The following is a 20,148-nucleotide window of genomic DNA, read 5'->3' on the forward strand; positions in this document are numbered from 1 at the left end:
CCGGGAGCCAGCACCTTGGTGCTGACAACCCGTCGCGGCGCCGGGATTCAGTTACGTTCTTGCCTGGGCAAGTAAACCGGGGCCTTGTAGGGGTAAGGTATTTGCTGGGTGTTGGCCTTGGCCTTGGCCGGATCGCCGATCGAGTCCTTGACCTGAATTGGCAGAACGGGCGTAACTTGCGCCAATTGGCTGGCAGGCATATTGATCCCGGCCCCCACTACCGTGAGCGCGGCCATGGACGGTATATAGGCACGTCCATTGTGTGGGCCGCGGCCCTCTGACGGGTTGCCGGGCTTGGCTGGACTGCCGGGATTGCTCGGGTTGCCTGGATTGGCCGGGTTGCCTGGGTCGTTCGGATTGCCTGTATTGCCGATATCAGGAGTTTTTGCGCCCAGGTATTGGTCCACAGGCACGCCCGGTAGAGTAGCGGCCACTGCCAGCCCCGGTATGCCGCTGCTCGGAAGTGTCGAATCCGTGGCACTCGGATTTGGAGCCGTGGAGCCAACCGGCGTTGAAACCGGAGTCGTCCCTCCCGGCAGGGTGTTCACCGGCGGCGTCGCGCCCGGTACTGTTGTCACCGGAAGCGTTGTATCCGGCACCGTCGTTGCCGGTGACGTCGTGTCTGGCGTTGTACCTGGCACAGTCGTGCCTGGCGTTGTACCCGGCGACGTCGACCCTGGCACAGTCGTGCCTGGCGTTGTACCCGGCGACGTCGATCCTGGCACTGTCGTGCTTGGCGTTGTACCCGGCGACGTCGACCCTGGCACAGTTGTGACGGGCGGTGTGGTGGCAGGTGGTGTGGTGGCAGGCCGTGCCGCGATCAACAAGTTACCCGGGGCGTAAGTGATGGTGTAGTTGGCCGGGTTGAACGTTCCTCCGGTGGCATTGCTGGCGTTGATCAGGTAAGGACTGCCGGTCGCGCTGGCGCTCGCCGCGGTGCCGAGGCTTGTCAGCGTGGCGCTGCCAACGGTCTCGCCATTGACCAGTCCGGAGGAGGTGAACGCCGAACTCGGGATCACCAGCGTATCGCCTTCGGTCTTGCTGGCGTCGTTGGCCTTGATGGCCAATGGGGCGGGCGTGATGTTCGCCAGGGTAGTACCGGACCCTGGAGTACTGGCAGCAGCCGTCACATAGCTGAACGGCGCAAACAAGGCATACAGCCCGCTGTCGGCCCCGCCCAGGGAGTAACTGTTGTACGTCACTGTTTTACCGGTGCCCACGTTCGCCGTATCGAAGGTAGCCGTTCCGCCCTGGGCCACGACGCCAGGCGGGTTCCTGCGCAACGACAATATCGCCGCGTTGTTGCCGTCATAAACCTTGTTGTCAGCCTGCAGGTAAGTCCACATGAACGGCTTCAGCGTCGCGCCACCGGTCAGGGTGAAGTTGCCGGTGAAATCCGTTGGCACTGTGTAGCTGGTCGGCGCGTAGTAAATATTGACGGTGGACAGCGTCCCGGTCACCACGGCCTTGGCTGCGAAGCTGACAGTCCCCTGGTCCAGGCCGTCATTGGCGGCCACCAGCAATACGTTGCCGTTGGTCACGGTAAGCACTTGGTTGAGCCTGACATCCTTGCCCGCGACCATCGTGACATTGCCACCGTTACCACCGGCTTGCGTCGCGTTGATGGCTGCATTCTGATTGACATCACGTACGGCGAGCAGCTTCAGGTTGCCACCAGTCGTGGTGATGGGCGCACTCACCTGGATATCGCGAGCGGCACTCAGGGTCAGGGTGGTCGTAGCTGTCCACGTCACAGGGTCCTGGACCAGAATATCGCCGTTACCCGCTCCTGCAGGACTGGAAATGAGCACGTCACTGGTAACCAGGTTGTTCGAGAGCGTGGTGCCGGAGATATTTCCCGTGCTCGATATCACATAGTCCTGGGGGTCGATCAACCAGGTGCCCGTCTTGCCAGCGGGCGCCAAGGTAGTCACTTTCGTGCCGCTGGCGACATTGACGTGTGCCGCGGAAGTTTCGACAAAACCTCCGGAGCCACCATTGGGCGCGCTGGCATCGAGGGTACCGGCCAGATTCACGGTGCCGCTCTGCATGTCACCCATCAGCATGATGGTGCCGTTGTGATTTTCCAGGGTCTGGGCCCGAACCACGCCGGTGTTGTTCACGCTGGACGGTAACAGGCTGTTCGCCGACTGAGCAGTCATCAGCACGCGGCCTCCGTCGGCCTGGATCAGCCCGCCGTTCTGCACCAGAGCATCCACCGCGCCCTTGTTGACCGCCACATTGAGCAGTCCGTCACCCGCCACATCCAGGGTGAACGCGTTGCCGGCCGCCAGGGCAACCGTGCCGAGTTGCGCCTGAATCACACCTTGGTTGCTGACATTGGCACCAAGCAGCGCCACAGATCCACCTTTGGCGTTAATTGTGCCGTGATTGACCACACTGCCGGCACCGGTGCCCTCGAAATTGTATTGCCCAGCCATGAAATCGCTGTCGCTGATGTTGCGCGTGGAGCCCACCAGGCCGCCAACATTGACCGACGCGCCCTGGCCGAAAACGATACCGTTGGGGTTGACCAGAAATACTTTGCCGTTGGCATTCAGGCTACCCAGAATGCTTGAAGGGTCCGCGCCCAGTACCCGGTTGAGGGCCGTGGCGCTGCCATTGGGCTGCACGAAATTGACCGACTCGCCGGTTCCGATATTGAAACTCTGCCAGTTGATCGCGGCATTCTGGCTGGACTGGGTAATGGTGGTAGTGCCGCCGCCCGAACCGATGGTGGCGCTGCCCGCCGAAACAGCCCCGCCAACGGGAAGCGCATAGGCGCCGCCTGAGCTCGCGAACAGGATGGCAGCCGCCAGCAGTTGCAGCGTGAAAGGCAAAGGACCAAAGGCGACGACGGTGCCGGCCTTGGCATGTCGGCTTGAGAGGGAATGGGTATTCATGAGGTTTACCTACTTGATTCAGGCATGGCTTACGTGGGGTTCGCTGCGGTTACCGAGGCTGTGATCAAAAATACTTGACCACCTGGACCCAGAAGCGGCCGTTCGAATCCGGAGCCGAGGTAGCCGTTTCGCCACCCAGCTTTTGCGCGTAGTAGGTCTTCACGGAATAGTTATTGAAGTCGAACCAGTTGATGCCTACCCCCGCCCCGCTCAGGGTTCGAGTCCGGTCCGAGTTATCCCAGCGATTTTCATTGAGCGTGACCGTACCGGTATCGACGAAGCTGACCAGTTGCACTTGCCCCATCCCCGAAAAAGGCGGCAGCAGGTATCGGGCTTCCACGGTCGCCAGGTAACCTTCGTCACCGAAAGCTTCGCCCTGAGGGTAGGCCCGCACGCCGTCGATGCCGCCCAGATACATCTTTTCCGAGATATCCAGATTCTTGGAAGCCACCTGGCCATTGACGGCGCCATACAGCGAGAACGCATCGGTGATGCGCTGCAAGCGCATGGCGCTGAAACCCAGCTTGTCGTAGTGCCCATTACTGCGGGCGGTGAGCCCGTCTGCCGAGCGCGCTTCACGGGTTTCAATATCCAGGTTGCCTGTCGACCACGTCAGGGAGCCGGCGGTCAGTCCGCCGCCGCCGAAGTCATCGCGATGATCCCCACGCAGGGTAGTCATCAGTACCGCGACGTTGCGCTCGACATGCGACGACACCAGGTCGATGCGGTCGTCGAACGTTTTGTAATCCACGCCCATCTGCACATACAGGTTGGTGCGGCGTGAACGCAGCAGCGGGTAGCTGCCGTAGACACTGGCAATGTCCGCCGTGCCATTACCGTGCAGCTCGCTGAACTCTCGACCCAGCTTGTAATCCAGTCGGCTGTAGGCAACGCCTGCGGTCGCCTGGCCAAACTGCATCTGGTAGGCGGCGCGGGCATAGTCCAGACCGTCGAAACTGGAAAGCGCGCGCAGTGAGGCCACGTCGCCCTGCCCGGCCAGATTATTGATATTCAGGGTCCCGCCCAGACGGTACTGGCCTGTGTAGCGATTGCCGCCGTTGTCGGCATCGATGCTGCCGGTTACTTGTTGTCCAGGCGTCACATCGACAATCAGGTCAGCCGCGCCCACCGATGCGCCGGGCACCAGCGTTGAGCGTACTTCGACGCCGGGCGTGTCCGAGAGCAACAGCAAATCACGCTCCAGGGCACTGGAATGGATGGCGTCGGCGCTGTGAAGATCGTCCACCGCGCCATTGGCCAACCGGTCGGAAAGAGAGCTCTGGTTGCGTACTGTTATGGCCCCGTACTGGCCTTCGATGATCGCAATAGTGACGGCACCGTTCTTGATTTCCTGGGCCGGCAAGTACGCCTGGGCAACGAAATAGCCCTTCTGGTGATAAAAGTCGGCAATCTTCGCAGCCATGGTCTGCAACTGGCCCAGGCTCAGTTCCTGGCCCGGCACGAAGCCGGTCAGGCTCAGTAACTGTGTTTCGGAATAAAGACGATGGCCTGTAAGATGCAACGCACTGACTTTTAACCGGGCGCTGTCGGAAGCGGGAACTGCAGGTGCCTGGGAATGCTCGACACTCATGTGCGGAGGCACTTTTTCCAGTGTGGGAGCAACGGGGATCTGTTGGATCTGGCTCCCGGCACTCGGCACAAGCGATGCCGCATATACGCCCTGGCTCAAGGTCAAAACCACACACGCCACAAACTTCTTCTGCACAATAATTCTCTCGGTATTTTTAACTACGGGTCTATCTATTGATACAAGAGTCCTGTGGCGTCACAGGCTCGGTGCTTTCTACATCAACTTTTATGCGCAACCGTAAATTGACAGATGCCCTCTAAGCGCATCTAAACGCGCATCTAAAGGATTGAAGCTTTCAGTAGGTCTGCAACGCTCACACCGACGTTGACCCACAACCATGCTGTTTGTCTGCGATGAGTTCACCACACACAACTCCGGCTACAGAACGGACCGTAAATTGAGAGTTTTACAAAATGCGCACGCTCAGCGATCAGAAACAAGGGTTCAAGCCAAGCCACGACGATGGGCGTCGGGGTCGACTCAATCCGGATATTTCCATGCTTGATATAGCGAGTTAGAAACGGCGCCCAAGAAATTCACCTTGGTCACCACAGTTTATGCTTACCCTTTCTTTTAGCAAGGATCAAAAAGCCACTATAGGTACTAATACCTATCAAGAAACGGGAAACCGGTTATGACACTTAAATGACGGGGCCATGAAATAATAGCGTCCAGCCCATGATGAGTTCGGTAATAGTACTCGCCCCCATTTTCTGCATAACCCGCGCTCGGTGAATATCCACGGTTTTCTTGCTATTACCCAACTGAGTGGCTATTTCCTGACTGGTCATAGCAGCCAGCATCAGATCCATTACTTCGCGCTCTCGTGACGTCAGGCTTTCCAGCCGTAGCCGATAATCGTCGACTAGAGCGCGCCGGGCGAAAACGGTTTGCGCCTGGAGGGAAATCTTTTCCAGCGTTTTCAGCAACTGATCGCCGTCGAAAGGTTTCTGCAGAAAACCAATCGCCCCTGCCCGGGTTATATGAATGGCGGACTCGATCGTCGCGTGAGCGGTCATGACAATGACGACCACGTTGAATTTGCGCCGCACGATCTCATCCAGCAACGCCTCGCCGCGCATTCCAGGCATTACCAGATCGAGCATCACGCAGCCGGCCAGGCCGTCGTAAGCCTGTAAAAAAGCTGTGCCGCTATTATGGGACTGCACCGGGTAGCCTGCTGGCGTCAGCAGTTGGCACAGCAGGTCGCGGGTGTCTAAGTCATCGTCGACGACATGGACGGTTACAGGAGCGCTGGCATTATTGAAGGTGTTCTGCTTGATCATGTGCACAGCCCAGAAGAGCCAAGCACGGACTCGGACCCATGCCGGTCCTGTCTTGGTGGCCGGATACTAAACCCAAAGCGAGTCCGAGGTGCAAATAAACATCTATCCATCTGGATGGCGGTCCACCGTTCACCGATTGCAGGCCGACCGGCAGGCGCCATTCATGATTTAAAGCCCGATACGGTCAATCGCGTTTGAAAACGGCGCTAGCGTCCGCGCCATGAACTGGATCGAAGTGTTGGTAGTAGAGGAATGTGCCACTGCGAAAAGGACAGTAATCACTTCGGCCTGATTCTGGCTCAGCGTGTTTGAAATGCTCTACCGAAAGGGGTTCCAGGTCACCATGTTGCTATGCCTGAGACAGGCGGAGCTCGCTGGATCAGGAAAAAAGCTCAAAGCCGCTATCCGACCATGACAATCCGCAAGGCAAAAAAAAACCTGGAAATCCGCATTTTCATGGGCCTTCCAGATTTTCGAAATGGTGGGTCGTGTGGGATTCGAACCTACGACCAATTGGTTAAAAGCCAATTGGTCGTAACGCTGAGGCAGGACCCCGCTTGAGATCGTTCAGTATCCCAAACCGCAGTCTCTAATGTCCCCATTAGAGGCTTTAAATCATGTACATAACCTCGCTTTTGTCCACCAAAGGTGGTGTCGGTAAAACCACTTTGGCTGCCAACATCGGCGGCTTCTGCGCCGACGCCGGCTTGAGGGTCCTACTCATCGACATGGACCCTGTACAGCCTTCACTGTCCTCCTATTACCCAATGGCACAGGAAGTCAGCGGCGGCATATTCGACCTCATCGCACATAACCTGACTGATCCAGAGCGAATCATATCGAGGACAAGCATCCCGAACCTGTCCTTGATCTTGTCGAACGACCCCAACAACCAGTTGATTAGCCTCCTGCTTCAGGCTGCGGATGGTCGTCTGCGATTGGCTTCTCTGCTGAAAGCTTTCGAGGGTCAATTCGACCTGATTCTCATTGACACCCAGGGCGCACGAAGCGTCATGTTGGAGATGGTGGTTTTAGCGTCAGATCTTGCTGTATCCCCGTTGCCACCGAACATGCTCAGCGCCCGCGAGTTTAACCGTGGGACGTTGCAAATGCTTGAAGGACTGCGTCCTTACTCGAGGCTTGGCCTGCACGTCCCTCCAATCAAGGTTGTAGTCAACTGCCTCGACCAGACCGTTGACGCTCGTGGGATTCATGACGCCATCAGAAAGACCTTCGCGGACAACATGGAAGTCGATGTCCTCAACAGCACAGTTCCTGCTTCAGTAATTTTCCGCGAGGGATCTACAGCAGGCATGTCGGCACATCGGCTCGAATACAAAAAACCTTCCAATCGACGCGCGCCGAGCGCGCTTCAGGTCATTCGAGGGCTTGTGATTGAGCTTCTGCCGCAATGGACCGACCGTTTCGAGGCGATGACTGAATCCGCCGTAGAGGCCCTGGTAAAAGGGGGTCAATGAGATGGCAAAGATAAATCTCACGGAAGCTTCCGGCATTACTCCTGAATTGGTGGGCAAGCTCAACGATCAGTACAACTCATCACAACTGCGCGCCGCTCAGACCAAGCTTACGAACACGTCGCGTGAGCTCCGCAATTTAAGCTCCGGCCATCAGATGGGCCGCGGCTTGATTAGTCGACTGGGTGATTACTTGAGCGTGGAACAGCGTGAACTGCTCTCACAGGCCGCGCAGCTCCTTGAATCAGTGAACTCTCATGTCGAGCATGCCAAGGAAAAACGTGTACGCGACGAGAAAGCGGTTAAACGTCGGCAGGAGGCTCGGAACGCAAGAGCGAAACTACTGATTGCGGCCACATATCCCCTACCCACTGAGAGCCTGGACCAGAAACTTGAGCTCCTGAAAACGGCGCTGTTATTCAACCGCATCGGCGCATATGACAGTTTCTACTCCGCAGTCGAGCTTAATAGCGAGATCCGAAGCACCTTACTGACGCCGTTCAGCAGACTGATAGGTTGGGGAAGCCTGACCGCTTACCGACTCAGTTGCCTAGGCTCGCTTCGTATCCGGCTCGTTGAGGCATTGACTAATGACATCTCTTACGACGATGGATCTGAGGTCGAGGATCGGCTAGCCGCTCTGCAGTCAAAAGTCCGTGATGCGAATGCTAAAGCCGCGCTCACAGCTGAAGAACATGAAACCCTCAGACTCTGGAAAGAGGCTCTGGCGGTTGAGGCAGTACCGGAGGTACGGCCATGAGCATTGACCGCCAACGGATAATCGACAAAGTCATCAAATGCTTCGCACTGGCACGTTCTGCGGGTGCCTCTCCTAATGAGGCTGAGACAGCCCTGCGGCAAGGCCGCAAGCTTATGGAGCAGTACCAGCTCGAAGAGCTTGAGGTGGACGCCCACCTCGCACGTGAGGCGTCAGTATCTGCCGGCACAAAGCGAGCGCCAGCGAGTTGGCTGCACAGCCTGGCAGGCACGTGCGCGAGCGCTTTCGACTGCGATTGTTTTGCTTTCCCCTCACGGCCTGGAGACTGGCATTTCAAGTTCGTCGGGTTAGGTGTATCGCCCGATCTGGCGTGCTATGCCTATTCCGCGCTTCATCTGCAGCTTGTTTCGGCGCGTCGTCAGCACGTTTCGCAGCTCAAACGCTGCAATCCAACCACCAAAAGACGGCGTGGACGGATTTTTGCCGAAGCATGGATCAATGCGGTGGCCACCAACGTTTACAAATTCGCCGGTCGACAAAATGCTGAAGCTCAGCAAGCGATAAGCGCTTACCTCAGCCTGCACCACCCCACCGTAGTCGAAAAAGAGCTTGAGCCCACCTCTGTTAAGGGCCACGACCTGAAATCTCAACATCAGGGCTGGACGCAAGGTTCTAGAGCAGCGTTGCACAGAGGCGTCGATCAGCACTCCCAGTCCCCGGCAAGAATCGGGAGGGCTTGATGGACATTTCTCATATGTCACCTCCCCACTCCGTGGAAGCCGAACAAGCTGTGCTTGGCGGACTGATGCTTGATAACGAGTCCTGGGACCTGATCGCAGACCGTATTAAAGCCGATGATTTCTACCGGGCCGAGCACCGTCTGATATTCCAGAGCATTGCTGGGCTGGCTGAATCGAATAGGCCATTTGACGTGGTCACGGTTTCCGACTCCATTACAGCAATAGATGCTGCTGGGGGCTTGGCTTATCTCAGTGAGCTCGCCAAAAACACGCCTTCTGTGGCCAACATCAAGGCTTATGCAGAAACAGTGAGTAACCGAGCTCATCTACGCCGGATTATTTCACACGGCTATGCATGTACCCGGGAGGCTTCAGATCCTCAAGCGAAAGCGTCTGAGGTTCAGGACGTCATCGAGCAGCAACTTTTTGCTTTGGGGCAAGGACGGCAGACTTCCGACTTTGTGGACGTCAACCAGATGCTTATGCAGGTGGTCGACAAGATCGATCTTCGCTTCAACGCTGGGGAGTCGGTCGTTGGATTGCCCACAGGGCTTTCCGATCTTGATGAATTGACGGGCGGACTACAACCAGCCGATCTGATCATTATTGCGGCCAGACCCTCCATGGGCAAAACCAGCCTGGCGCTCAACTTGGTAGACGCTGCGCTTCAAAAAGATACTCAGGCCACTGTTCAGGTCTACAGCCTCGAGATGCCGGCAGAGGCGATCATTTACAGGCTCATCTCGATCCTGGGGCACCTGAACCTGGAGAAGTTGATACGCGGGCAGTTGGAGGATGAGGACTGGCCGAAGCTCGCGATGGCAGTGCAAAAGATCAACTCGTATGGCGATCGCCTTGTAATTGATGATCAAGCTGACCTCACTCCCTCGGCAATTCGTGCGCGGGCTCGCAGAGGCGCACGGCGTTTCGGAAAGCCAGTCCTGATATTGATCGATTATCTGCAAATGATGAAATGTCCAGGTAAAGAAAATCGGACCAATGAAATCAGTGAGATATCTCGGTCACTCAAGGCTTTGGCCAAAGAGTTCGACTGTCCTGTCGTGGCGCTCTCTCAGCTCAACAGAGAACTTGAGCGGCGTCCGAACAAGCGACCTATCAATGCAGACCTCCGTGAGTCGGGCGCGCTTGAGCAAGACGCTGACCTGATTCTGTTCGTATATCGGGACGAGGTTTACAACCCCGACAGCGAGCAAAAAGGGGTCGCCGAACTCATTCTCAGCAAGCATCGAAACGGCGCGCTCGGCACCGTCCGAACGGCCTTCATCCCCCAACACACCCGTTTCGAAAACCTCTCGGCCGCCGCATGGCAAGGAGCTCGATCATGAGCGCGCGCAATAAACCTCTTTGCATAACTCATGAGTGCCGCACGTGCGGCCACCACCACCCTTTCACCGCGGTCATGCCAGCAGGAAAACGTGCGCCCGAGTGCCCTTCGTGCCATAGCGGTGAAGTCGTAGAACTGGAGCTGGTGCACCCACAGTGGAGCGTTGTGGCCTCCAGTAAGGCACCAGACAGCAAGGAGTACACCGTCGTGTTCCGCATGAGCCCAGGTACTTCCAGAAAAGCCTTCATGAAAAAACTCACTGACACCTTTGTCGACCACGAGGTTGAAATCCTAGAGATCCAGTCGGGTGACAAGCTCGGCGGATTGGGAGGCCAGTGACATGCAGCTATATCACACTACTGAAGAAGATCTGCCGGTCCAGTCGGACCGGGAAAAAGAGCGCCTCCGGAGCGATATCGAGAAGGCGATGGCTGATTACTTAAGTCGTGGGGGCGCTATCAACCAGGTTGAAGCGAGCCAGCGCTCGAATGACAGCTCATTCATTATCAACTCTGAAAAAACCGCACAGTTGAAGGCGGATACCAGCGCTCGTGGGCGGAAAAAAACAAACGATCTGACCGACACAGAGCTGGCGCGACTGCTGAAAGCCCACTGCACAGCAGGGGCATCACTGGCGTCCGCCGCTGCGACGCTCAATCAAACGCGGAAGCGTTGTGAAGCCATAGCTCGTCGCTATCAGATCCCCTTCCGCTCTGCTGCTTTTACAAAAGCGAGGGCGCGGTCATGAGCAATACATCTACGTCTCTTCGAGGCAGGAAAAAGTCCCTGCAGGACTTGGCTGACTTCGCCATCTCACAGGGATGGGCAGTGCATCGCACTCATGGTGGGCATATCAAGTTCACCAAAGGTGGGTGTTCACCCATCTTCACTTCTTTCACACCCAGCGACCACAGGGCCGGCCTCAATGCTCGCGCTCAATTGCGCCGCGCACAAAACCAAAGCCAGATTGGAGATCGCCATGCTGAATAACGAAGCTGTGAATATTCGTGAGGACGACAAAGACGAGAAGTTCGTCATCCGCCTACCTACTGGAATGAGGGGCCGGGTCCGTGGGGCTGCAAAAGCAAACCATCGCTCAATGAACTCAGAAATCATAAGCCGTATTGAAGCGACGCTTCGTCACGAGCAGGAGATTGCGAGGCTTACGGCTGTGATCGATGTGCTGCTCAAAGGCGGAACACCGACCAGCAACGTCATCCAACTTCCTGAGGCGGGCCAATAATCATGGCTGGCAAACTGACTGCAGATGAAATCTCGGGCAAGTTGTTACAAGGCTCGTTCAGTCGTTCTGGCCCGACGGTTGATCAACTGCCGGACCCGATTGTAGATACGCCCATGGTTCTTACCCTGGACGAGATGAAAGCCTTTGAGCAAAACCCTCGCACCGTAACCAATGCGAAGTACAAGGAGATCAAAGACTCCATCAGGCAGCGTGGCTTGGATCACCGCCCTACAGTAACGCGTCGACCTGGCGAAATTAAATACACCATCAACAACGGCGGCAATACACGTCTGCAGATTCTTCGGGAGCTGTACAGCGAAACCGGCGAAGACCGTTTCTATCGGCACAATGTTCTGTTTCGGCCCTGGGACTCAGCACGTGGGGAGATTATCGCTCTCACAGGTCACCTTTCGGAAAACGATCTTCGCGGTTCTCTGATGTTCATCGAAAGGGCGGTGGGCATAGAAAATGCTCGTGCCATCTATGAGAAAGAAGCCGGTGAGTCCATATCTCAAAGGGAACTGGTTCGGAGGCTCAGTGCCGACGGCTATCCGGTTTCCCAGTCACATATCAGCAAGATGCAGGATACGGTTCGCAGCCTTCTTCCAGTGATACCCAGTGCGCTTTACTCAGGGTTAGGAAAACACCAGGTGGAGCGTCTCCTTTCCCTACGCAAGGCCGCTGGCCAGACCTGGAACACGCATACAGAGGGGAAAGAACACATCCCTGACTTCGAAGGTTTGTTCCAGGACGTACTTTCTCTGTTCGATGGCGATGCGAGCGAGTTTGTCTACGAGCGGGTTCAGGATGAGTTGATCAGTCACATGCAGTCGGGAACGGGGCTGTCTTACGAGCAGCTCCTACTCACTCTGAGTGAAAATCAGAACCAAGCACGACGTTCATCTGTGATCGATACCCCAGTGAGTTTGACGCCAGCTCAACAGCCTGAACCTGCTGGCCTTCCGCCTGAAGCTGACGACGGTCCGGGTAGCCATCAGCAACAGGAACCAGCCATTCAGGCTCGCCCTTCTGAGGCTGGCAAAAACAAGGGCAAACAGGACGTATCGCCAAGGTCTTCGAAAACCGAAACTATCGATAACAAGCCCCCTCAGGCTCCTGAGCTCACCGAGCAGGAGCGCGCAGAAAGGCTTGCCGGGCATATCGTTAGCCCGATATCCACCACCGAACGTGTGCAGGATGTGAAGCGGCAGTTGGCAGCCCTCGATGGGGAAAATCTGCCCGACTTCAAGACAAATGCGCTGATTTCGATACCGGTCCAAGCGGGTGGGTTACATCCTATCTCTGACGTCTGGTACATCGAACGTATCCTCGACCAGCCGGATGAATTGCGGCCGGTAATCGCTCAGCTCGCCCGAGAGATCGCCCACCTGTCAGGCATCAATCCAGACAGCGTGATTGATGTCCCGGGTGGTTTGGGCTTCCTCTGCCAAGACCCTCCTGAAAATTTAGACCTCAGCGATCTGGCCAATAACGTACTGACCCTTCTCCAGTCGATTAGTGGGGTGTACGCAATTGCCTTGATCAAAGAGTCCCCCGAGCAACCACTGGATGTGTCCGAGTTTCAGTTCACCGCCGCGCTGGCCCAGTTGCTGTTAGGTAGCCCGAGATACGAAGACCGTGAAGCAATACTCCAGGGGCGCTTGGACGATACCTGCATCGTTAAGCTTTTCCGACTCATTCGCCTCGGCCGACGGTTGGTGGAGCTGGAAGTTGGAAGCGTCAGCGTGGTTCAGACCCCATGAGGTTTTTTTCCGGCGTTGTGAGACAGGAGTTTGGTCATGTCGAAAAAACATAACCCCCTCAACGAAGCCATGGTTGCGCAAATTCTGCATCACTTGCGCAACGGTGAAGTGAGGCGTTGCCTTGATATGGGACTGGACCCAGAAATTCTGGCACTGCTCCAGCATCCCTCATCACAAAGTGTGTTGCTGAACTCTGCAGTTATCTGGTGCCGCGTGGCGGTTGATCCGGACATGGTGAAGCGTCTGCTGGCGAACAAGGAGCGCACTGATCAGGAAAACCGAATCGTGCAGCGCGCGCTTCGTTTGGGGGCGACGACCCCAATGCTGCAGGAGTTCTTCGGCATGTCCCCCCAAGAAGTTTCCTTGCAACGGGTACTGGTAGGTGTTCCTGGACGCCCTGGGCGATTCAGAGACATTCCCGATGACGCACCTCTGTGGCATAGGTTTGTGCAGCTGATGGAAGAGTACAACGTGGATCATACGGATGGTGTCGCATTACTTGATATCGCGATGATGCTGACGGAGGAGGTAAACATCCCTCCTGAAGAGCCCCACATCGTGCCTCCGGATCAGATCACCCTGGGCCTCGTCTGGAACAAGATTCAAGGATGGCTGGCTCAGGACCTATACCCGACTGGCAAGAAGCGTAAATCGGCAAGCCTCGTAATGCTTGGGGAGTCGCGGCAACAGTCGAAAGCAAACGCTAATCGGAGCCGGCCGGGTCAAAGCCAGGCGAACAAGCCCGTGGGCAAGGTAGAAGGCGACCGGATGTGATAAGGATGAACCGGCGCCCTTCTCTGGGGGGAGCCATTAATGCCGCTGCCGGGGCTCTACAAAATCATCTGCTGCTCCAGCAATTAAAGCTGGCCCAACAGCAGAGCTCTGGCTCAGATAATAGAAAGTCGGTTGCTGGCTCAGATACTGAGGACACACTCGACGGTATCGTTTTCAGTGGAAATCCACATGAGACGGTGCCGCGAAGCCTTCTGCTTGATGATCGACTTTCACCGCTTGAGCGCAATGCTTGGCAAGTCTTCAGACTGCTTATTAACGCAGATGGCATCACAGCCTTTCCGACTTATGAACAACTTCGTCCCTACCTTGGCTCAGTCCCAGGAAAATTCGCATCCAGAGAAACTGTGGCGAAGGCTCTGACAGTGCTTCGCTTGACGCGCTGGCTTAGTCTTGGACGGCGAGTAAGAGACTCTCTGAGCGGTCGAATGCAGGGAAACGTCTACATCCTGCATGACGAACCGGTCGGGTGTGTTGAGGCTATGGAGCTTGATCGCGACTACCTGTTGCTTGTAGGCCATTCCCTCGAGCATGCAAATAAAGCTGTCAGGACCGTGGCAGATTTGGCATTCAAAGAATTCGCAGCCGACCCTAATCAATCGACAGGTGTGCTGCCCACGCGGCTTGATGTTATTGAGGGTAGATGGCGTAGTCAGGGTTGGCATGATGCACCGAATGCCGTGGATCGCGAAGAAAACCAGCCTGAGTTCGGAATCCGAACTCAGCAAGAAAGCGGGCCCTCAGTACTGAGTTCGGATTCCGAACTCAGTAAAATCAGCGAGAAAGCGAATATCGAGAGACCGAGTTCGGAATCCGAACTCAGTCTAAAATCAGCATCATACGGCACAGTTCGGATTCCGAACTCATATAGTACGTATACGAATACAAATACATCTGTATGTAAAAGCTCTGTACCGCGCGAGGCTGTGAGCGCTCCAGTCGATCTACCTCCAGGGTTTGAAAGGTTTACTGAGGATCAACGCTTCAGGGCGATGACCGCATTGCAGAGCGTCGAGCCGACACTGCGAGAACCGTTGCTTGATCAATGGCGCCATCGTTGCAATAGCGGTTCCGTGAAGAACCCATTCGGTTATCTGTTGAGCTGCATGCAGAAAGCCCTGAGTGGGGAGTTCAACGCCCAGTGGCAGGCTCCTAGAGCGTCAGCTCACAATCCACAGGCGCACTCCCCCCAGCCGAAACATCTCAGCAACGCGCCTGATCAACCAAAGCCAACTCCCCCGCCTCCCGTCAAAACAGTCTCGCCGCAAGATCGTGACGAGTCTTCACTGGCTGCCGGGCGCAGCTCAATGATGGACATCAAACGGATAATTCGACCGAGATCACAGTGTTGAACAGATCAGCTGAATGCTGCAATCAAGGCAAGCACTGTGACTCCACTGGCATCAGTTCAAGCATCGACCGAGGTGATTCCCCGGGAATCACTACCGGCACCGGTCTGGGTGATGCCACTGACATCCCTTTCAGCATCGACCAAGGTGATTCCCGGGGAATCACCACCGGCACCGGTCTGGGTGATGCCACTGGCATCACTTTCAGCGCCGATCAGGGTGATTCCCGGGGAATCACTTCCAGCACCGCTCTGAGTCATTCCACACGCAAGCCCACGAAAATCAGGGTCTCCGCCAAAAAACCATTCCGATCAAGAAACGGTTTGTTACTGACCCTGAGTTATACGCGCAGGCAGTCTTGCCTCGCCCTATCAATCATTTCTTATAAAGGAAGCGCTCAGCATGGCTGACAACTTTCAGCTCAACCTCGGTTCATTGCGAAGCAGCGTCAACCTGACCCTGCACACCCACCACGCTTCGCGCCTCTGGTTTGGGCGTCAACGCACCGAAGGCAAGCCTGGCATGATCGGCCTGAGCGGCTTTGCCAACATCCTCAATCGCATCAAGCGTGGCTGCGAACAGGACGATCCTTATTCAGACTGGTTTCTGATCCTTATAGAAGAAAAGATCGAAGCCTCTGAACAGGAAATGAAAGATATCGACGCCAGGCTGGACGAAGTTATGGCCTCACTGCCGCCGATGCTTTCAATAGGTCAAAACCTATCCGTGCAGCCGGTGACACTGCCGCTGTTCCTGTCCACGCCGCTGGCGTTCAAAGCGGTCTTTTTGCTCACTGCCTACGACGAGCTCGTGCGGCGCATTCTTCTGGCCAGCCACGTCGGCCTTATAGACAACAACGCCAAAGGCCAGTGGCTCGATGAGGGGGCTGCAATCCTGCGTCGTCTTTTCGGTTTGAGTCAGCGCTGGAAGTTCTCGGGAGCAAGCCGAGATGATTTTGCGGCCAAGAACGCACGTTCCGAGCAGGCTCGTGAGATGTACGCATCGTTTGGTGAAATCCCCCAAGACATTTTGGAAGGAACTCGCAAATCAAGCTTCGCGCCGTCCCCCTCTTCGGCATCAAATGCCGCGGTCAGTGAAGACGGTGATGACGACGGCTTCGAGGAGACCATCACGCTGGGCCAGCCGCACCCTGACAAGCCTGAACCTGAGTCCGCAGAGTGACTAACGTGACGGCCAACCCCGCGCACCATAATCAAGAGCGCCAGAGCCTGCAACAGGGTGCCTTCCAACCCCTGCAACAGGATGCCTTCGTAGCACTGCAACATGCGCCCTTCCTAAAAGGCCTTTTAAAACCTTTTAAAGGTAAGGGGGGGATGCTCCAGTTGGCAGAGTTATGCCGGTCCCTTGAAGGTGATCTGAACGCGCTGGCCGAGGATCAAGTGCTTGCCCAGGCCAACAGACATCCCTTCACTCTTCTGCCTGTTCGGATGGTCCGGCAAAGAACAAGCGCTGGCACAGTTTTTCTCCGCTGGCAGGAAATGGGATCGCGGCAGATGGGCGTCAATGTTTGGTCCAGCTTGCTGGTCGATCCCAGAACACCCGAATCACTGCTCCAGGATCTGCACTCCATGGAACAGCAACGCGTCGCTTTGAATATGCAAATAAGTCTGGTCCATACCATCGGCCGGCAGGCCGCCGAATGTGCCGAAAAGATGGCCCAGGCAGATGCCGTTTACTCAGGACGGCTGCAACAGATCTCACAATCCAGCGGCATTTCACCGCACACGCAGAAGGAGTCCTAACATGGGCACATCAGTAGACTGGGAAGGTAACCTTGGCTCTGCTCCAGAATTCAAGGAGTTCCCCAACGGCAACAAAGATCCGCGCCGCTTGCTAAAGCTGAACGTTTACTTTGACAATTCAATTCCGAAAGCCGATGGATCAGGCTTTGAGGACAGAGGCGGTTTCTGGGCCAACGTAGAATATTGGCACCGCGATGCAGAACACTATGCCAACTTATTCCAAAAAGGCATGCGGGTCATGATCCAAGGTCGAGCGATCATTGATAACTGGACCAAGGACGAAAAAGAGTTCTCTGCGTTAAAGGTGCAGGCATCGCGGGTGGCCATTCTTCCGCACAGGGTGGAAATGGTCCAATTGGCCCCATCTAGGGTGACCAACCAGCAGCAGAACGATCAGGGTTCAAGTCAGAGCTACCAGGGATCAACCCAGAGTGATCCTGCTCTGGATTTTGACGACGACATTCCTGTGTAGCCAAACCCTCTGAAAAATCGCGCCCTCTGCGTGATGCTGCTGGTGGAAACGACACCGATCTTCGTTGTTCTCCATCAGCAGGCGGGTAATTCTGAATTGCTCAACCGCTGGAGCAAAAAAAACGCCCTTCTCGTGGATCTACTGGTGAAATGAATCTACGAATCGGGAAGCTAACTTCACGACTATTCTCTTACAGGTCGAATCCAATGAGTGACATCAACAACTTCGTTACCTATGTCATCCGCATGCCGGACGACACCGCATCAAGGACCGCCCTGACTACTGAATTGAATGAGGCGGTTATCAGGAATGGTGGGGAGATGACAGGAACATCACTAGAGGATGAAATCACGCTCAATGAGCTGTTTGAAGCACGTATGAACGACCTGGATGTCCAAGAAGCCCGGCGGGAAGCTAGGGAGCTGGCGGCAGCTGAATACCTTGAAGATTGAAAAATTCGCCTCGTTCGTGAAGCCTTGGATGTATCCGATCTACTCCACGGGAATCCTCAGTTGTGAGAACAGCCCCTACGGTGACGCACGAGACTTCGGATCGGCGTCGCCACAACAACCCTCACCGTGCCGTGATGCTCGCCGGGGCTGAAGCAGCGCGTAAGAGCATCCCTCTCCACGAATGCCCCTACCGGCATCCAGCCATGCGCGCATCGTGGCTAAAGGGGTTTGCCCAGGAGCAACAGCAAAGCTTCAAGTTTTGACTCAGGGCGATTAACCCACTCCCCCCACATTTACGGTTACGCATGGCGAGCGCACATCAGGTCTAGGACAGTGCTGCCTCAAGTCACTTTGAGCTCATTGATTCATGACTGCCGAGCCTATTTGCGAAACAACTTTCGTCCAAACTCTTCTCGACATTGCGAAATTCCCAGAGCGGCACCGGGCTGTTGCCAACACTTGGGCTGATCATTTCGACGTACCGGCGGAAGGACGTGACGAGTTCATACTGCACTACCTGACTCACACCTCATCAACTCGATGCTGGTGCGTTGCTCTCCATAACGATGACTCCGTTGCACGTCCAACTGTGGCGCGGCTCGGCAGGCAGCTGCAATACTTCGATGGCCAGCTGATTTCAGCTGTGCGATTTGATGAGAAGAGAAAAGTCCCCGGCCACGCACCAACTCCGAGCCAAGCTTTGAAGCTGGCTCATGAACTGATTACTCATGATAGTGCGAATGCACTTCTGACATCATTCTGCAAACCAGCACGGGACCTGGCGCGGGATGAAGCGGAACTTAGTATAAGACCGCTGGTGAAATTCAATATGGGCGCGCTTAGTTCAGAGGGCCGGAACAAACGTTTTTACGCGCCACGCGGCCGCTTTTACATCACCTGTATCGGCGCGGCAGTGAAGAGGTTTTGTCAGAGCCTCGACCAGGAGCTGTTGCATGCAGTGCGTTCCGTGCAGTGCCCTTCCGCCAAACTTTACAACTGGCTCGCTCAAGGCGATCGCACACGTCGACTACAGGCCTTGAAAGCACAACCGGTGTTGGTGCCGGTGTTGATCGTTGGGGTTGGAATGCCGTGGCCCATGATTGCAGGTGGACTGCTGGTGGAATGCCCATGGTTCGAACTTCAGGAGTTTTGCTGCTCCTGGGAGGGTGGAACCATCATGGACGGGGCCGGGTTCGTGGGAAGGGCAGTCGACACTGGCTTGCCGCTCAACAGGGTTCTGGCATGGCTGTTCTCGGTACCGACGTCCTCGATCCGTTTCCTTGGCCACCAGCGGGTCTACGACACCGGCAGCGCGCTCAGTCGTTTGAATTCTGAGGGCCTTGAGGCAGGCTGGGAGCATTTGATCGCGGGCTCTCTGCTAGGCAATCGTCGCCCGAGAACCAAAGCAGAATGGCGTTTTTTCTATTCGTTCAGATCAGCGATTCCATGGGAATTACTCCGACCATTGCGTGATATGAACAATCTTTTGGCGGGCTGCCCTACTGACTGGGCGGACCCCGCCTGGTCAGGCATAGCGACCAAACTTGTTGATTTCAGAGAGCTGTTCGACAATCTAGACCGCGCTGGAAGTTGCGAGGCTCGTAACACCAAGCGCCGGCTGTACGCGTTCTTAAGCGGTTTAAACTTCCGCCAAATATCCAATGTAGTCGATGCGTTCCATGGCGCACTCGCAGACATCAGAGCGAGGCTGGAGCGGGATCACCCGCCTGAGCCATCTGACTGTTTCACAAGGTGGCCGGGGCTGCTGCTGGGCAGTGATCCAATCACCTGCAGTACGACCGGTTTGCAGATCGTCGAATTACGCTGCCCAGCAGACTTAGACCAGGAGCATCGCTCTCTGGGTCACTGCATCGACACATACGACTTCCGTGCATATTCGGGCAACTGCCGACTCTTATCCATCCGATCTGAAGGGCTGCCGCTGGCATCGGTCGAGCTCACACTCAGAACAGGCCGCAATGAGCGAGTGACTGGCGATTTTACACCTCAGCATCTGCATATCGCTCAGATTAGAGACCACGAAAACAAAACCCCAGATGCTCACTCGGTAGTGATGAACGCTTTTGAGTTATTCATGGCCGCAGTCAGAAGCGGTCGTATGCCCGTGCTCCTGGAATGGCCAAATATGGCGATGAAGATGGCGCGTTACGCTGATGAAAAATCGGTGTTCAACATCCGCTTTGGGGAAGAGATCGTGGGCTGGGCTAACAGTTTGTTGGACAAGGGGCTCTGAAG

General features: G+C 55.8%; 21 protein-coding genes. 17 read left to right on the forward strand and 4 right to left on the reverse strand.

All coding sequences use genetic code 11. The features are described 5' to 3' along the window. Positions 1–47: 47 nt before the first annotated feature. From JOE33_RS06640 to JOE33_RS25745, 3 genes are all read right to left on the reverse strand, one after another. Positions 48–2,903 carry a filamentous hemagglutinin N-terminal domain-containing protein gene (locus tag JOE33_RS06640; protein WP_187625240.1) on the reverse strand — a complete coding sequence of 952 codons (2,856 nt, stop codon included), beginning with the start codon at positions 2,901–2,903 and terminating at the stop codon, positions 48–50. Between the two features lie 64 nt (positions 2,904–2,967). After that, positions 2,968–4,629: a ShlB/FhaC/HecB family hemolysin secretion/activation protein gene (locus JOE33_RS06645; RefSeq protein ID WP_187625239.1), complete on the reverse strand. Its 1,662-nt coding sequence runs from the start codon at positions 4,627–4,629 to the stop codon at positions 2,968–2,970. Between the two features lie 506 nt (positions 4,630–5,135). Next, positions 5,136–5,780: a response regulator gene (locus tag JOE33_RS25745; protein WP_010432199.1), complete on the reverse strand. Its 645-nt coding sequence runs from the start codon at positions 5,778–5,780 to the stop codon at positions 5,136–5,138. Positions 5,781–6,397: 617 nt separating this feature from the next. Between JOE33_RS25745 and JOE33_RS06655 the strand changes: the two genes are divergently transcribed. Genes JOE33_RS06655 through JOE33_RS06700 form a run of 11 tightly spaced genes read left to right on the forward strand, consistent with a single transcriptional unit; the run spans position 6,398 to position 15,208 of the window. After that, positions 6,398–7,258, forward strand: coding sequence for a ParA family protein (locus tag JOE33_RS06655; protein WP_096244072.1), 861 nt, complete (start codon positions 6,398–6,400; stop codon positions 7,256–7,258). Between the two features lies 1 nt (position 7,259). After that, complete coding sequence (locus tag JOE33_RS06660; protein ID WP_096244073.1) at positions 7,260–8,015, forward strand: hypothetical protein; 756 nt, start codon at positions 7,260–7,262, stop codon at positions 8,013–8,015. Further along, the gene (locus tag JOE33_RS06665) at positions 8,012–8,713 is read left to right on the forward strand and encodes a DUF2786 domain-containing protein (protein WP_004409822.1); all 702 of its coding nucleotides are present in this window, start codon (positions 8,012–8,014) and stop codon (positions 8,711–8,713) included. The genes JOE33_RS06660 and JOE33_RS06665 overlap by 4 nt, the downstream gene beginning before the upstream one ends. Further along, the gene (gene dnaB, locus JOE33_RS06670) at positions 8,713–10,059 is read left to right on the forward strand and encodes a replicative DNA helicase (protein ID WP_017699423.1); all 1,347 of its coding nucleotides are present in this window, start codon (positions 8,713–8,715) and stop codon (positions 10,057–10,059) included. Before JOE33_RS06665 ends, dnaB begins: the two co-directional genes overlap by 1 nt. Then, complete coding sequence (locus tag JOE33_RS06675; RefSeq protein ID WP_003424982.1) at positions 10,056–10,397, forward strand: hypothetical protein; 342 nt, start codon at positions 10,056–10,058, stop codon at positions 10,395–10,397. The genes dnaB and JOE33_RS06675 overlap by 4 nt, the downstream gene beginning before the upstream one ends. A gap of 1 nt (position 10,398) precedes the next feature. Next, complete coding sequence (locus tag JOE33_RS06680; protein WP_003424983.1) at positions 10,399–10,806, forward strand: hypothetical protein; 408 nt, start codon at positions 10,399–10,401, stop codon at positions 10,804–10,806. Then, positions 10,803–11,048, forward strand: coding sequence for a hypothetical protein (locus tag JOE33_RS25750; protein WP_024661822.1), 246 nt, complete (start codon positions 10,803–10,805; stop codon positions 11,046–11,048). Before JOE33_RS06680 ends, JOE33_RS25750 begins: the two co-directional genes overlap by 4 nt. Further along, positions 10,984–11,301, forward strand: a complete 318-nt coding sequence (locus tag JOE33_RS06685; protein ID WP_003317584.1) for an Arc family DNA-binding protein — start codon at positions 10,984–10,986, stop codon at positions 11,299–11,301. Before JOE33_RS25750 ends, JOE33_RS06685 begins: the two co-directional genes overlap by 65 nt. 2 nt (positions 11,302–11,303) lie before the next feature. Further along, entirely contained in the window at positions 11,304–13,064 is a 1,761-nt protein-coding gene (locus tag JOE33_RS06690; RefSeq protein ID WP_004409815.1) for a ParB family protein, read from the forward strand. Between the two features lie 36 nt (positions 13,065–13,100). Continuing rightward, positions 13,101–13,838 carry a DUF2857 domain-containing protein gene (locus JOE33_RS06695; RefSeq protein ID WP_003424986.1) on the forward strand — a complete coding sequence of 246 codons (738 nt, stop codon included), beginning with the start codon at positions 13,101–13,103 and terminating at the stop codon, positions 13,836–13,838. A gap of 5 nt (positions 13,839–13,843) precedes the next feature. Next, positions 13,844–15,208: an STY4528 family pathogenicity island replication protein gene (locus JOE33_RS06700; RefSeq protein WP_177231887.1), complete on the forward strand. Its 1,365-nt coding sequence runs from the start codon at positions 13,844–13,846 to the stop codon at positions 15,206–15,208. Between the two features lie 56 nt (positions 15,209–15,264). On the opposite strand, the gene JOE33_RS06705 is transcribed toward JOE33_RS06700, so the two are convergent. Then, positions 15,265–15,465 carry a hypothetical protein gene (locus JOE33_RS06705; protein WP_003424988.1) on the reverse strand — a complete coding sequence of 67 codons (201 nt, stop codon included), beginning with the start codon at positions 15,463–15,465 and terminating at the stop codon, positions 15,265–15,267. Positions 15,466–15,607: 142 nt separating this feature from the next. On the opposite strand from JOE33_RS06705, the gene JOE33_RS06710 reads away from it, so the two are divergent. The 6 genes from JOE33_RS06710 to JOE33_RS06735 all read left to right on the forward strand — a co-directional run bounded on the left by JOE33_RS06710 (position 15,608) and on the right by JOE33_RS06735 (position 20,146). Next, positions 15,608–16,387 carry a PFL_4669 family integrating conjugative element protein gene (locus tag JOE33_RS06710; protein WP_003424989.1) on the forward strand — a complete coding sequence of 260 codons (780 nt, stop codon included), beginning with the start codon at positions 15,608–15,610 and terminating at the stop codon, positions 16,385–16,387. Beyond that, entirely contained in the window at positions 16,384–16,968 is a 585-nt protein-coding gene (locus JOE33_RS06715) for a DUF3158 family protein (RefSeq protein ID WP_003424990.1), read from the forward strand. The genes JOE33_RS06710 and JOE33_RS06715 overlap by 4 nt, the downstream gene beginning before the upstream one ends. Position 16,969: 1 nt before the next feature. Then, on the forward strand, positions 16,970–17,440 hold the full coding sequence (locus tag JOE33_RS06720) for a single-stranded DNA-binding protein (RefSeq protein ID WP_003424991.1): 471 nt from the start codon (positions 16,970–16,972) through the stop codon (positions 17,438–17,440). A gap of 206 nt (positions 17,441–17,646) precedes the next feature. Next, the gene (locus JOE33_RS06725; protein ID WP_003424992.1) at positions 17,647–17,892 is read left to right on the forward strand and encodes a hypothetical protein; all 246 of its coding nucleotides are present in this window, start codon (positions 17,647–17,649) and stop codon (positions 17,890–17,892) included. A gap of 62 nt (positions 17,893–17,954) precedes the next feature. Then, entirely contained in the window at positions 17,955–18,155 is a 201-nt protein-coding gene (locus tag JOE33_RS06730) for a CrpP family ICE-associated protein (RefSeq protein WP_074294741.1), read from the forward strand. Between the two features lie 104 nt (positions 18,156–18,259). Further along, positions 18,260–20,146, forward strand: coding sequence for a hypothetical protein (locus JOE33_RS06735; protein ID WP_004409811.1), 1,887 nt, complete (start codon positions 18,260–18,262; stop codon positions 20,144–20,146). Positions 20,147–20,148: the final 2 nt, after the last annotated feature.

This window comes from Pseudomonas sp. PvP027 (assembly GCF_017833005.1).
Lineage (GTDB): Bacteria > Pseudomonadota > Gammaproteobacteria > Pseudomonadales > Pseudomonadaceae > Aquipseudomonas > Aquipseudomonas congelans.

Coding starts and splice junctions, on each gene's coding strand:
- JOE33_RS06640 (WP_187625240.1), bottom strand. CDS start 2,903: ATGAATACCCATTCCCTCTCAAGCCGACATGCCAAGGCCGGCACCGTC.
- JOE33_RS25745 (WP_010432199.1), bottom strand. CDS start 5,780: ATGATCAAGCAGAACACCTTCAATAATGCCAGCGCTCCTGTAACCGTC.
- JOE33_RS06655 (WP_096244072.1), top strand. CDS start 6,398: ATGTACATAACCTCGCTTTTGTCCACCAAAGGTGGTGTCGGTAAAACC.
- JOE33_RS06660 (WP_096244073.1), top strand. CDS start 7,260: ATGGCAAAGATAAATCTCACGGAAGCTTCCGGCATTACTCCTGAATTG.
- JOE33_RS06665 (WP_004409822.1), top strand. CDS start 8,012: ATGAGCATTGACCGCCAACGGATAATCGACAAAGTCATCAAATGCTTC.
- dnaB (WP_017699423.1), top strand. CDS start 8,713: ATGGACATTTCTCATATGTCACCTCCCCACTCCGTGGAAGCCGAACAA.
- JOE33_RS06675 (WP_003424982.1), top strand. CDS start 10,056: ATGAGCGCGCGCAATAAACCTCTTTGCATAACTCATGAGTGCCGCACG.
- JOE33_RS06680 (WP_003424983.1), top strand. CDS start 10,399: ATGCAGCTATATCACACTACTGAAGAAGATCTGCCGGTCCAGTCGGAC.
- JOE33_RS25750 (WP_024661822.1), top strand. CDS start 10,803: ATGAGCAATACATCTACGTCTCTTCGAGGCAGGAAAAAGTCCCTGCAG.
- JOE33_RS06685 (WP_003317584.1), top strand. CDS start 10,984: ATGCTCGCGCTCAATTGCGCCGCGCACAAAACCAAAGCCAGATTGGAG.
- JOE33_RS06690 (WP_004409815.1), top strand. CDS start 11,304: ATGGCTGGCAAACTGACTGCAGATGAAATCTCGGGCAAGTTGTTACAA.
- JOE33_RS06695 (WP_003424986.1), top strand. CDS start 13,101: ATGTCGAAAAAACATAACCCCCTCAACGAAGCCATGGTTGCGCAAATT.
- JOE33_RS06700 (WP_177231887.1), top strand. CDS start 13,844: ATGAACCGGCGCCCTTCTCTGGGGGGAGCCATTAATGCCGCTGCCGGG.
- JOE33_RS06705 (WP_003424988.1), bottom strand. CDS start 15,465: ATGACTCAGAGCGGTGCTGGAAGTGATTCCCCGGGAATCACCCTGATC.
- JOE33_RS06710 (WP_003424989.1), top strand. CDS start 15,608: ATGGCTGACAACTTTCAGCTCAACCTCGGTTCATTGCGAAGCAGCGTC.
- JOE33_RS06720 (WP_003424991.1), top strand. CDS start 16,970: ATGGGCACATCAGTAGACTGGGAAGGTAACCTTGGCTCTGCTCCAGAA.
- JOE33_RS06725 (WP_003424992.1), top strand. CDS start 17,647: ATGAGTGACATCAACAACTTCGTTACCTATGTCATCCGCATGCCGGAC.
- JOE33_RS06735 (WP_004409811.1), top strand. CDS start 18,260: ATGACTGCCGAGCCTATTTGCGAAACAACTTTCGTCCAAACTCTTCTC.